This is a genomic window from Burkholderia anthina (genome assembly GCF_001547525.1).
GTDB lineage: Bacteria > Pseudomonadota > Gammaproteobacteria > Burkholderiales > Burkholderiaceae > Burkholderia > Burkholderia semiarida.
In genome coordinates this window covers 36,895-49,522 of sequence record NZ_LNJP01000003.1, presented here as the reverse complement: position 1 = coordinate 49,522, position 12,628 = coordinate 36,895, and the positions used below count along the sequence as shown (strand labels likewise).

Annotated in this window: 8 protein-coding genes; 2 read left to right on the top strand and 6 right to left on the bottom strand. The window is 68.5% G+C overall.

Going from position 1 to position 12,628, the window contains the following annotated elements; translation table 11 throughout:
- Positions 1–35: 35 nt before the first annotated feature.
- The gene (locus WS64_RS20600) at positions 36–3,203 is read right to left on the bottom strand and encodes an efflux RND transporter permease subunit (protein ID WP_060967541.1); all 3,168 of its coding nucleotides are present in this window, start codon (positions 3,201–3,203) and stop codon (positions 36–38) included.
- Between the two features lie 185 nt (positions 3,204–3,388).
- Complete coding sequence (locus WS64_RS20595) at positions 3,389–4,132, bottom strand: Crp/Fnr family transcriptional regulator (RefSeq protein ID WP_060967540.1); 744 nt, start codon at positions 4,130–4,132, stop codon at positions 3,389–3,391.
- Positions 4,133–4,300: 168 nt separating this feature from the next.
- Here WS64_RS20595 and WS64_RS20590 point away from each other — a divergent pair, with 168 nt between their 5' ends.
- Positions 4,301–5,953: an acyl-CoA synthetase gene (locus tag WS64_RS20590; protein ID WP_060967539.1), complete on the top strand. Its 1,653-nt coding sequence runs from the start codon at positions 4,301–4,303 to the stop codon at positions 5,951–5,953.
- 49 nt (positions 5,954–6,002) lie between these two features.
- Here WS64_RS20590 and WS64_RS20585 read toward each other — a convergent pair whose 3' ends face one another.
- From WS64_RS20585 to WS64_RS20575, 3 genes are all read right to left on the bottom strand, one after another.
- Positions 6,003–7,973, bottom strand: a complete 1,971-nt coding sequence (locus tag WS64_RS20585; RefSeq protein ID WP_060967538.1) for a methyl-accepting chemotaxis protein — start codon at positions 7,971–7,973, stop codon at positions 6,003–6,005.
- 139 nt (positions 7,974–8,112) lie between these two features.
- A complete protein-coding gene (locus WS64_RS20580) occupies positions 8,113–8,544 on the bottom strand; it encodes a YqaA family protein (RefSeq protein ID WP_060311006.1) in 432 nt (143 codons plus the stop codon).
- Between the two features lie 75 nt (positions 8,545–8,619).
- The gene (locus WS64_RS20575; RefSeq protein ID WP_060967537.1) at positions 8,620–9,276 is read right to left on the bottom strand and encodes a LysE family translocator; all 657 of its coding nucleotides are present in this window, start codon (positions 9,274–9,276) and stop codon (positions 8,620–8,622) included.
- A 284-nt stretch (positions 9,277–9,560) separates the two neighbouring features.
- On the opposite strand from WS64_RS20575, the gene WS64_RS20570 reads away from it, so the two are divergent.
- Positions 9,561–10,043, top strand: a complete 483-nt coding sequence (locus WS64_RS20570) for an Lrp/AsnC family transcriptional regulator (protein WP_006479115.1) — start codon at positions 9,561–9,563, stop codon at positions 10,041–10,043.
- A gap of 802 nt (positions 10,044–10,845) precedes the next feature.
- Here WS64_RS20570 and WS64_RS20565 read toward each other — a convergent pair.
- Positions 10,846–12,495: an IclR family transcriptional regulator gene (locus tag WS64_RS20565; protein ID WP_060967536.1), complete on the bottom strand. Its 1,650-nt coding sequence runs from the start codon at positions 12,493–12,495 to the stop codon at positions 10,846–10,848.
- Positions 12,496–12,628 lie beyond the last annotated feature (133 nt).

The following is a 12,628-nucleotide window of genomic DNA, read 5'->3' as shown; positions in this document are numbered from 1 at the left end:
AATTCAACCAATTCAACCGGGTAGTGGGGCGAAAGTCAGTGTCCGGCCTGGCGCGCGCGCCGCCGGGCCAGCCGCGCATGCACGCCGCCGAACACGAGCGGCACGAACAGCAACGTCGAAACGGTCGCGAACAGCAGCCCGCCGATCACCGCGCGGCCGAGCGGCGCGTTCTGCTCGGCGCCTTCGCCGAGACCGAGCGCCATCGGCACCATCCCGATGATCATCGCGAGCGCCGTCATCAGCACCGGCCGGATCCGGGTCGCGCCGGCTTCGAGCGCGGCCGTGAGCGGCGGCGCGCCGTCCGCGAGCCGTTGCCGCGCGAACGACACGACGAGAATGCTGTTCGCGGTCGCGACGCCGACCGTCATGATCGCGCCCGTCAGCGCGGGCACGCTCAGGTGCGTGCCGGTGACGAACAGCATCCACGCGATGCCGGCGAGCGCGGCCGGCATCGCGCTGATGATGATCAGCGGGTCGAGCCACGACTGGAAATTGACGACGATCAGCAGGTAGACGAGCACGATCGCCATCGCGACGCCCGCGCCGAGGCCGAGATACGACGTGCGCATCGTCTCGATCTGGCCGCGCATCGCGAGGGCGGTGCCGCGCGGCAGCGTCGCGCGCGCGTCGGCCACGATGCGGTCGATCTCGCCCGCGACCGCGCCGAGATCGCGGCCCTCGACGCTCACGTACACGTCGATTGCCGGGCGGATGTTGTAGTGCGTGATCACGGCGGGGTTCGCGGTACTGCGCACCTGCACCAGATTGCCGAGCAGTTGCAGCGGCGTGGCCGTGCGGCCGCTGGCGGAGATCGGCGTGCCGAGCAGATCGTCGACCGACGACAGGTTGTATTGCGGGGTCTGGATCTGCAGCGGGTACTGGACGCCGGTGCGCGGGTTGATCCAGAACGACGGCGTCGTCTGGGAACTCCCCGACAGCGAGATCAGCATGTTCTGCGCGACGTTCTGCGCGGAGAGATTGAGCTGCTGCATGCGCGTACGGTCCATGTCGGCCAGCAGGGTCGGTTCGTCGTTGCGTTGCAGTACGTGCACGTCGACGGCGCCGGGGATTTGCCTGATCTTTTTCATCAGGCCGCTCGCAATGGTCATGTTACTCGCGAGATCGTTGCCGAGCACCTGCACGTCGATCGCGGCCGGCTGCCCGAAGTTGAGGATCTGCGTGATGATGTCGGACGGCTGGAAGAAGAACTCGACGCCCGGAAAGCGCTGCGGCAGCAGCGTGCGCAGTGTCTGCACGTAGTGCCCGGTCGCGCGGTGGCCGGGCTTCAGCGCGATCAGCAGCTCGCCGTCGAGCGTGCCGATCGTGCCGGCGTTGCTGTACGACAGGTTGATGCCGCTGACCGGCAGGCCGAGGTTGTCGACGATCGCGCCGAGCTCGTCGGGCGGCACGGTTTCGCGGATCACGCGTTCGACCTGGTCGGCGAGCCGCGCGGTTTCCTCGATCCGGTAGCCGGTCGGCGCGCGCACGTGCAGCCGGAGGTTGCCGGAATCGGCGTTCGGGAAGAAGTCGCGGCCGAGCACGAATACGAGGCCCGTCGACAGCACGCAGAAGCCGAGGAAGCACAGCGCGTAGAAGCGGCGGCGCACGAGCAGGATGCTCAGCAGCACGATGTACCACGCGCGCAGCCGTTCGAACGCGTGGTTGAACGCGTGATGGATGCGCGCGAAGCGCGACGTCGAAGGGCCGGGGCCGGTGCTCGCCTGCTGCGGGCGGAACAGCAGCATCGCGAGCGTCGGCACCAGCGTGCGCGACAGCACGTACGACGCGAGCATCGCGAATACCACGGCTTCCGCGAGCGGCACGAACAGGAAGCGCGCGACGCCGGTCAGGAAGAACATCGGCACGAACACGATGCAGATGCACAGCGTCGACACGAGCGCCGGTACCGCGATCTCGCCCGCGCCTTCGAGAATCGCTTCGTGCAGGTTCGTACCGAGATGGAGATGCCGCTCGATGTTCTCGATCGTGACGGTTGCATCGTCGACGAGAATGCCGACCGCGAGCGCGAGCCCGCCGAGCGTCATGATGTTGATGGTCTCGCCGAGCGCGGACAGCGCGATCAGCGACGTGAAGATCGACAGCGGGATCGAGATCGCGATGATCAGCGTGCTGCGCCAGTTGCCGAGGAACAGCAGGATCATCATCGCGGTCAGCACGGCGGCGATCAGCGCCTCGTGGATCACGCCCTGGACGGCCGCGTTGACGAACACCGACTGGTCGAACAGCGGCGTGATCGCGAGCCCCTCGGGCAGCGTCGGGATCACCTTCGGCAGCAGCGCCTTCAGGTCCGACACGACCTTGAGCGTCGACGCGTCGCCGCTTTTCAGGATCGAGATCAGCACGCCGCGCTGGCCGTTCTGGCGCACGACGTTGGTCTGCGGCGCGAAGCCGTCGCGCACCGCCGCGACCTCGCGCAGGTAGGTCGTCGCGCCGTTGATCGTCTGGACCGGCAGGTTGCTGATGTCGGCGACCGTATCGGCCGACGCGTTCGTGTCGATCCGGTATTCGGTCTGGCCCATCTTCGCGGTGCCGGTCGGCAGCACGAGGTTCTGCGCGTTGACCGCGTTGACGATGTCGGCCGGCGTGAGGCCCTTCGCTTGCAGCGCCTGCGGGTCGAGGTCGATCGCGACCACGCGCGTGCGCCCGCCGTACGGGAACGGAATCTGCACGCCGGGCACCGTGATCAGCTGCGGGCGCAGGAAGTTGAGCGCGATGTCGGCGAGCGACTGTTCGCTGAGCGTCTTGCTCGACAGCCCGAGCTGGATCACCGGGATGCTCGACGCGGAATAGGTGATCACGAGCGGCGGCGTCGCGCCCTGCGGCATCTGCCGCACGATCGCCTGCGCGGACGACACCGTCTGCGCGATCGCCGTCTGCACGTTCGCGCCCGGCTGCAGGAACACCTTCACGACCGCGATGCCGGGCAACGACGTCGATTCGACGTGCTGGATATTGTTGACGGTCGTGGTCAGGATCCGTTCATGCACGGACGTGATGCGGTTCGTCATCTCCGTCGCGGAGAAGCCGTTGTAATTCCAGATCACGCTGATCACGGGGATGTTGATCGCGGGCAGCACGTCGACCGGTGTGCGCATCAGCGCCAGCGGGGTGGCCAGCACGATCATGATGGCCATGACGATGAACGTGTAGGGGCGCCTGAGCGCGAGATTGACGATCCACATGGAGGCGGCGGGACAGGCGGTGATCGGGCGGCGGTGAAGGGAACCCGAATGATAGGCGTCGGCCCGCAACGGGTTACTGTCGCGAAACTGGCGGAATTGTCAGGTTGGGGCGTGGCGGCCGTCGGCCGATTCCGCAGACGGAATGCGCGGCCGCGATGGCGACGGTTCCGCGCATTGGGCGGCGCTCACAGCTGCTCCATGCCGACGCGCGCGAGCGCGTCGAGATCGACGACGTCGATCTGGTTGTACGCGAGCCGCAGCGCGCCGAGCTTCTCGAGCTGCTGCAGCGCCTGGTTGATCCGTTGGCGCGACACGCCGACGAGCATCCCCAGTTCCTCCTGCGAGATCGACAGCGACGGGCCGGTATCCGGATACAGCGCGGGGTTGAAGAGTTGCGCGAGCGCCTGCGCGACGCGCGCGTCGACGTCGAGCAGCCGGCTGTTCTGGATCGACGCGATGAATTCGCCCATCCGGTTGTTCAACTGATGAATCACGAAGCGCGTGAACGGCAGGCTCGTGTCGAGCAGCGCATGGAACGTGTCGACCGGCACGAACAGCACGGTCGAGCGCTGGATCGCGACGACCTCGTACTTGCGCCGCTCGCGCTTGATCACGCTGCCTTCGCCGAACCAGCCGCCCGACGGCACGCCGGAGAACGTGCAGCCGCGCCCCGACACGTTGAAGATCGCGAGCTTCAGCAGCCCCCGATGGACGCCGATCCAGTATTCGGACGGCGCGAGCCGGTGCGCGATCACGTCGCCGGCGTCGCACCGCGCGACATGCGACTGGGCGAGCACGAGCGCCTGGTGTTCGGGCGCCAGCGTGCGGAACCACGCGCACTGGCCGAACAGCGTCGCCAGCGGCGGCACCGGGCCCGGTTCGGGAAGCGTGTCGGCCGGGTCGGCGGCCGCGTCGAGGTGGTCGTGCATGGATGCGGGTTTGCGAGGATAGGGATAACGCGCAGCGCTCGCGCGGCACTCTGTCGTTTCGATGACAGACGGCTCACAATATCGCCCGTTAGGCTGTCGGCAATTGAACCACATCAAAACGATCCGGGGTGCATGCGCCCCGGTCGACAGAACACGGGAGACAGGATCATGACGCAGATGTTCGAGGCCGGGCTCGGCCGCCGCGACGCCAACTACGTACCGGTCACGCCGATCGATTTCCTGATCCGCGCGGCCGAAGTCTACGGCCAGCGCCTCGCGATCGTGCACGGCGACGTGCGGCGCACGTGGGGCGAAACCTGGACGCGCGCGAAGCAACTGGCGAGCGCGCTCGCGCAGGCCGGCGTCGGGCGCGGCGACACGGTCGCGGCGCTGCTGCCGAACATCCCGGCGATGGTCGAGGCGCACTTCGGCGTGCCGATGGCCGGCGCCGTGCTGAACACGATCAACACGCGGCTCGACGTATCGTCGGTGCTGTTCATGCTGCGTCACGGCGAGGCGAAGGTGCTGATCGTCGACACCGAATATGCGGAGCTCGCGCATCGCGCGGCGCTCGAGGTGCCGGGCCTGAAGATCGTCAGCGTGGCCGACGCGATGCCGGCCGATCCCGACCGTTTCGCGGGCGCGACCGACTACGAGGCGTTCGTGGCCGGCGGCGACCCCGACCATGCATGGACGCCGCCCGCCGATGAATGGGACGCGATCGCGCTGAACTACACGTCCGGCACGACGGGCGACCCGAAGGGCGTCGTCTACCACCATCGCGGCGCGTATCTCGCGGCGATCAGCAACATCCTCGAATGGGACATGCCGAAGCACGCGGTGTATCTGTGGACGCTGCCGATGTTCCACTGCAACGGCTGGTGTTTCCCGTGGGCCGTCGCCGCGCGCGCGGGCGTGAACGTGTGCCTGCGCAAGTTCGACGCGAAGACCGTGTTCGACCTGATCCGCCGCGAGCGCGTCACGCATTACTGCGGCGCGCCGATCGTGCAGAGCGCGATCGCGAACGCGCCGGCCGAGCTGCGCGAAGGCATCGACCACACGGTGCACGCGATGGTCGCGGGCGCGGCGCCCGCGCCCGCCGTGATCGCGAAGATGAAGGAGATCGGCTTCGACCTGCTGCACGTGTACGGGCTGACCGAGGTCTACGGCCCGGCGACCGTCTGCGCGAAGCAGGCGCACTGGGAAGCCGTGTCCGACGAGGAACGCGCGCGGCTCAACGCGCGCCAGGGCGTGCGCTACCACCTCGAAGCGGGCGCGACGGTGCTCGATCCCGACACGATGACGCCGGTGCCGGCCGACGGCGAGACGCTCGGCGAGATCATGTTCCGCGGCAACATCTGCATGAAGGGCTACCTGAAGAACCCGAAGGCGACCGACGAGGCGTTCCACGGCGGCTGGTTCCATACCGGCGATCTCGCGGTGCTGATGCCGGACGGCTATATCCGGATCAAGGATCGCAAGAAGGACATCATCATCTCGGGCGGCGAGAACATCTCGAGCATCGAGGTCGAGGACGCGCTGTACCGGCATCCGGCCGTGGCCGTGGCGGCCGTCGTCGCGATGCCCGACCCGAAATGGGGCGAGGTGCCGTGCGCGTTCGTCGAGCTGCGCGAAGGCGCGAGCGCGACCGAGGCGGAAATCGTCGCGCACTGCCGGCAACTGCTCGCGGGCTTCAAGGTGCCGAAGGCCGTGCGCTTCGGCGAGCTGCCGAAGACCTCGACCGGCAAGATCCAGAAGTTCCAGTTGCGCCATGCGGTCGGCTCGAACACGGCGATCGACCTGGCGGGCGACAAGAAGTAGGCAGCGCGCCCGGCCGTGGCCGATCATCGGGCGTCCGTCACGCGCCGCGTCAGAGCCGGAACACGCTGACGGCGTCCGACAGCTGCGCGGCCTGCTCGCGCAGCGCGACGGCCGCGCGCTCGGCATCGGAGATCAGCGTCGCATTCTGCTGCGTCGCTTCGCCGATCTGCGTGACGGCCAGGTTCACCTGCTCGATGCCGGTCGATTGCTCGCGCGACGCGGCGCTGATCTCGCCGATCAGCGTGCGCACCTGGTCGACCCGCGCGACGATGTCGCGCATCGTGCCGCGCGCGGCGTCCGCGATCCGGTAACCCTGTTCGACGGTCGTCGACGATTCGGCGCTCAGCGCGTCGATCTCCTTGACCGCGGCCGCGCTGCGCTGCGCGAGCGCGCGCACCTCGGCCGCGACCACCGCGAAGCCCTTGCCGTGCTCGCCCGCGCGCGCGGCCTCGACGGCCGCGTTCAGCGCGAGGATGTTGGTCTGGAACGCGATGCCTTCGATCGCGCCGGTGATCTCCGCGATCCGGCGCGTCGCGCGGCCGATGTCGTCCATCGTCGCGACCACGCGCTGCACCGCGGCGTCGCCGTTCGTCGCGGCGGCCGATGCGTCCGCGACCAGCGCGTTGGCTTGCGCCGCATGCTCGGCGCTCTGCTGCACGGCGGCGGTGATCTGCTCCATGCTGGCGGCCGTCTGCTCGACGCTGCTCGCCTGCGTCGCGATTCGCGCGGCGATGTCGCTGCTGCCCGCCGCGATGCCGACCGTGCCGTGCGCGATGTCGGCCGCGCCGTTGCGCACCTGCGCGACGATTCGCGCGAGGCCGTCGCCGATCCCGTCGACCGCCTGCACGAGCCGGCCGATCTCGTCGTTGCCCGCGCTGCCGTGCGCGGCCGCGCCGTCGCGGATGCGCACGCTGAGATCGCCCGCCGCATAGCGCTCGGACGCGCGGGCGGCGGCATCCAGCGGCCGGCTCACGACGCGTCGCACGACGATGACGAACAGCATCGCGAACGCCGCGACGAGCGCGGCGCCGATCATCAGGAAGCGGTTGCGGGTGGCGCGCATCGTGGCCAGCAGTTCGTCGTCGAGCGCGATGCCGCCGACGAGCCATTGCCACTGCGGAATCGTCGTGAAGGACACGAATTTCGCGGTCGGCCCGGCGTCGTGCGCGGCCGGGTCGGTCGACGTGTACGCGAGCCGCCCCTGGGCCGCCGCGAGCATCTGCGCGTAGGGCGCGCGCGTGTCGTCGGCCCGTTGGCCCGCCGCGTCGGGATGCACGACGAAGGTGCCGCGCGACGGCCCCTGCGATGCGTCGAGCACGAAGTAGTAGCCGTTGTCGCCGATCTTCAGCGAGCGGATGCCGTCTTCGACGAGCTTGAGCTCGGCGCCGATGTCGAGGCCGACGAACAGCGCGCCGATCACGCGGCCGCTCGCATCGGTCACCGGCTTGTACTGCGTGATGTACGGCCGGCCGAACAGCTTCGCGAGGCCCGTGTAGCTGCGCCCGGCGACGAGCGTCGCATATGCGGGGCCGGCGCGGTCGAGCTTCGTGCCGACGGCGCGCGCGCCGTCCTGCTTCTTCAGCGACGTCGTGATGCGCACGAAATCGTCGCCGTCGCGCGCGAAGATCGTCGCGATCGCGCCGCTTTTCTTCAGGAACTGGTCGGGAATCGAGTAGTCGAGGTCGAGCGGCTGGCCGCCCGCGAGCAGCGTCGGCGCAGCGACGCCGCCGATATCGACGGTGCGCGCCGGGTCGAGCGAGAAATCGGCCGGCAGGAAGCTCGCGAACAACGACATCGAGCGGTTGGCTTCGGCGCTCAGCGCCTTGTCGAACAGGTCGACCATTGCGCGGATCGACTGCTCCTTGTCGTCGATCCGCCGATGCGCTTCGTCGGCGAGCTGCTGGCCGGCGAAATGGGCGAGCGTCCACGCGAACACGGTAAACAGCAGGGCGACGAGCGCGCACGCCAGCGCGGCCAGACGCGCGCCGACGCTCACTCGGCCCGATTGGGTCATTCTCATGAGACATCCTGAGTAGGAGTGAGAGGAGGCGGAACGCACGCGTCACCGCTCGTGGACCCGTTAATACGGCAACTTTCGCGAAATCTTTAGCGGGCGTCGCGGATCACGGGCCCGCAGGCAGGAGAGGGGGAGGCGGAGATCAGTGCGTGACGACCCACGCGACGGCCAGATAGCGGCCGACCTTCGCGATCGTCACGATGACGAGAAAGGTCGGCAGCGGCTCGCGCAGCACGCCGGCGATCATCGTCAGCGGATCGCCGATCACCGGCGCCCAGCTCAGCAGCAGCGACCAGCGGCCGTAGCGTGCATACCAGCGCTCGGCGCGCGCGAGCGCGGACGGCTTGACCGGAAACCAGCGGCGCTCGCGGAAGTGCTCGATGCCGCGCCCGAGCGCCCAGTTGATCGCCGAGCCGGCGACATTGCCGATGCTCGCGACCAGCACCAGCGCCCACACGGGTTCGCGCCCGGCGAGCAGCAGGCCGGCGAGCACGGCTTCGGACTGGAGCGGAAACAGGGTCGCGGCGACCATCGACACGGCGAACAGGCCGCCGTAAGTGAGTAATTCGGACATCGCGCGATTGTACTGGCGGCGTCGTCGCCGGTGCGGGGTGTCGCGGTCGCGTGGAAACGAACGCGTCGGCGGTTCTCAGTTCCAGCCGACCATGATCGCGCCCATCCCGACGAGCAGCCCGCCCGTCACGCGATTCATCGCGCGCATCCGCGCCGGCCGCTGCAACGCGCGGCTCAGCCGGTGCGAGAACAGCGCCATCGACGCGACGCCGCCCGCGAACAGCAGCGCGAACGTCGCGGCGAGCAGCAGGTATTGAAGGTTCAGGCTCCAGTCCGCGTTCGGGCTGATGAACTGCGGAAAGAACGACGGAAAGAACAGCAGCGTCTTCGGGTTCAGCCCGGAAGTCGCGACGCCGCGCCAGAACAGCGCGCGCCCGCTGTCGGTGTCCGGCGCGGCGCTTGCCGTTGCGGCGCCGGTGTCGGCCGGTGCCGCGGCTGCGCCGGCCGGCGTGCGGCTCAGCCATTGCTTGCCGCCGAGCCAGACGAGATACGCGGCGCCGGCCCAGCGCAGCACGGTCAGCGCATGTTCGTCGAGGTGGACCAGCGAATTCAGGCACAGCGCGGTCAGCGCGAGTTGCAGCAGCACGGCGAGCGTGCCGCCCCAGACACACGGCAGCGCGCGGCGCCAGCCGGTGCGCAACGCCTGGTTCATCGTGAGCAGGTTGACGGGGCCGGGCGCATAGATGAGGACGACGGAAGCGGCGAGGAACGACAGATAAAGCTTGAACGACATACGGACTGGCAAGGAACGGGGAAGCAGGCACCGGCCCCGCACGCGGTCGGATAGGCGTGCGGGCGGCGGGGAATCGCATGCCTGCCGGCCGGCGCCGCAACTCGTGATTGCGGCCGTGCGTCCCGCTGCGACGGGTGATCGCGGGGAGCGTGCCGGGCAGCAGGCATGGAGAAAATGTATCAAGCGGCCCGGTTAAAAGGCTTCCTGTTTTCCAGTAAAACGGCGCTGAAACCGGAATGGCGTTCAGATAGAATCGGGTTTTTCAGTAGAAGATTCTTCTCGCCATGGCTACCCGCGAACGCACGCCGAAAACGCTCGACAATCAGGACCGCAAGATCCTCGGTGCATTGCAGAAAAATGCGCGCCTGTCGAATGCCGAACTCGCCGAACAGATCGGCATGTCGACCACTGCCTGCTGGAACCGCACGCGGCAACTCGAACTCGACGGCTATATCGACGGCTATGTCGCGCTGGTCAACCAGCGCAAGCTCGGCTACGCGGACATCGTGATCCTCGAAGTCACGCTCGATCGCCACGAGGACGACGCGCTGGCGCGCTTCGGCGCCGAACTGGCGGCGCTGCCGGAGGTGCTCGAGGCGTATCTCGTGTCGGGCGAATACGACTACTGGATCAAGGTGGCGGTGGACGGCACGGCCGGCTACGAACGCTTTCTGCGGGAAAAGCTGTACCGGATTTCGAGCATCCGGCATAGCCGCTCGATGTTCGCGCTGCGGTGCATGAAGGACGTGCCTTCGATTCAGGTGTGACGGGGAATTGCTGGCGAGGCCGTCGTCGCGGCGGGCGGCGATGCGGCGCGGCGCTTGCGCGGAGGAAACCGGCGCAGGGCCGACAGGGAGGGCTCGCCGGGGAAAGGGCCCGCGGTTACACGAAAACGGATGAATCTTCCGTCCGCGATGGCCGGGCACAATCGCGCGCCGACGGGGTATGGTTTCTCGCCGAAGCGACCGGTTTACAGCAATCCGCGCCGATAACGGATGAATCGGCGCCGGTATCGGCCTGAAACAAGGCCTCTCAAGACGATCTTGAAACGCTCGCCGCGCGGTGAGCGTGTTCGGCAGGGCGCGCCGGGCCTCTTGCTACACGACCGGCGCGGCAACAGCCGCTGCCGGCGTGCGTCAGCGCAAGCGAATCAGGCGGCCGGCGCTCCGGCGGCCGGCAATCCGGCTGCCAGCTCAGCGGGGCAGGCGCGCGTGTGCTTCAGCGATGACTTCGCAGTTCTCGAGGTGCAGCGCCCAGGCCTCTGCCAGCAGCTCGCCAACGCGTGCGAGCCAGCCAGTGGATTGGGTGGAACGATCGGAGACATTAGACGTTTGCATGACGAAGCCCCATATAGGTGGCGAGTTAGGGATAACCCTAATCATAGCGAAACGTCACCGCTTTGTGAAATTCGATTTCGTTATATGAGAATTTCTGACAGTTTATGTTGCTGCCGCGCAACATGAATATCGGCTGCCCGGGCGTATCGGATAGGCGTGACGAGGCCGTGCCGGCACGGCCTCACGGGGAGAAAGAAAGGGATTCGAGCGTACGTTCGGGAAAAGGGCGCGATTACCGGCCGATCCACCCGAAGCGCCACGATAGCCGCCGCGTCGCCGCCCGCAGCGTCCGCGCCAGCTCGCTGTCCGGCCCTCGCGGGAAGCCGCGCGACGAGCCGATGATCGCGATCACCAGCCGGATGCTGCCGGTGTGATCGAACACGGGCGCGGCGATCGTCCCGATGCCCGGCACCGGCGCGTCGAACGCGAAATCGAGTTCGTCCGCGCGGATCGCCGCGAGCCGTGCGCGGAACGCCGCGTCGTCGGGTGCGGCGGACGCGCCGGCGAGGCGCACGGGCTCGTTGGCGAGCAGATCGGCCAGCACGTCGTCGGACATGCCGGACGCGAAAATCCGCCCGATCGCCGTATTGACGAGCGACATCACGGTGCCCACCTGCAGGCTCACGTGCTGCGGCCGCGCCGATTCCTCGAGCCGGATCACGGTCGGCCCGAGCGGCCCGAGCGTCGCGGCGGCCACGCTCATGTCGGTCGCACCGGCGAGCGCGACGATCTCGGCTTCCGCGTCGCGCGTCGGCGATACGCGCTGCATCGCGATCAGGCCGAGCGCCTGCGCGAGCGGGCCGCCGTCGAAGCAGCCGGCGTCGTCGCGGCTCAGCAGGCCGATCTTCTGCAGGCTGACGAGATGCGGAAACGCCTTCGCGGCCGGCATGCCGGCCGCCGTCGCGAGATCGCGCAGCGGCAGCGCGCGGCCCGCCGAGACCAGCGCGAGCAGCAAGTCGCCGGTGCTGTCGAGGGCATTGATCCCGCGTTGCGCTTTCGCGTCGTCGGCGAGCGCGGGCGGCACGCGCGCCGCGGCCAACGCCGGCGCGGGCGTCGGTTCCGCATCCACCGCGCCGAGCGACGCGGTCGCCTGACGCGCCGCGTCGCGCAAGGCCGCCGCGATCGGCCCGTTCCAGTCGACATCGATCGATCCCGTCGAACCGATCACCGTCAACGCGAGTTGCAGACGCCCGTGTGCATCGAAAACAGGCACGCACATCCCGCTGACGCCGGGGCTGGGCCGGTCGATGCTGCGGTCGATGCCGCGGGTGCGGATCGCGTCGAGTTCGACGTGCCGCGCATCGGCGTCCGGCGCGGCCGGCTCGCGTTCGGCGCCGGCGAGCGTATCGCCCGCGCCGGCCTGGCTGGCCGCCATCGCGTCGAGTTGCGCGGCGTCGCCGAACGCGCGGAACACGCGGCCGGTTGCCGTCGTGTCGAGCGACATCACCGAACCGACGTGCAGGTTCACGTGCAACGGATAGCCGCCGTGCTCGATGCGCACGATCGTCGGGCCGAGCACGCCTGGCACCGACAGCGCGACGCTCAGGCCGACCGTTTCCGCGAGCCGCACCGCATGCGGCAGCGTCGCGCGATAGGCCGGCTGGCGCTCGATCGACATCAGCCCGAGCCGCAGCGACAGCGGGCCGGGCTCGTAGTTGCCGGTGATCGCGTCGCGTTTCACGAGCGCGAGCCGCGTCAGGCTCACGAGATAGGTGTGCGCCTGCGCGGTGGAGAGGTCGGCCGCCGCGGCCAGCTCCGACAGCCCGAGCGGCTTGCGCCGGCGCGCGAGCGCGTCGAGCAGCCGGCCGCCGACCTCGACACTCTGGATACCGCGCTGCGCCTTGGGCGGCGCATCGTCCGCGCTGACTTCGTGGTTCTGCACGCGATGATTCTTCCGTTGACGAAACCCCGCATGGTATCCGACGCCATTTCTCGCGCCAGCCCGCAGGTTTACCCGTATTAGACAATAGCAAGTGCATTTGCCATTGACAAATATTCGATGCGGGCAGATGATC

Coding starts and splice junctions, on each gene's coding strand:
- WS64_RS20600 (WP_060967541.1), bottom strand. CDS start 3,203: ATGTGGATCGTCAATCTCGCGCTCAGGCGCCCCTACACGTTCATCGTC.
- WS64_RS20595 (WP_060967540.1), bottom strand. CDS start 4,132: ATGCACGACCACCTCGACGCGGCCGCCGACCCGGCCGACACGCTTCCC.
- WS64_RS20590 (WP_060967539.1), top strand. CDS start 4,301: ATGACGCAGATGTTCGAGGCCGGGCTCGGCCGCCGCGACGCCAACTAC.
- WS64_RS20585 (WP_060967538.1), bottom strand. CDS start 7,973: ATGAGAATGACCCAATCGGGCCGAGTGAGCGTCGGCGCGCGTCTGGCC.
- WS64_RS20580 (WP_060311006.1), bottom strand. CDS start 8,544: ATGTCCGAATTACTCACTTACGGCGGCCTGTTCGCCGTGTCGATGGTC.
- WS64_RS20575 (WP_060967537.1), bottom strand. CDS start 9,276: ATGTCGTTCAAGCTTTATCTGTCGTTCCTCGCCGCTTCCGTCGTCCTC.
- WS64_RS20570 (WP_006479115.1), top strand. CDS start 9,561: ATGGCTACCCGCGAACGCACGCCGAAAACGCTCGACAATCAGGACCGC.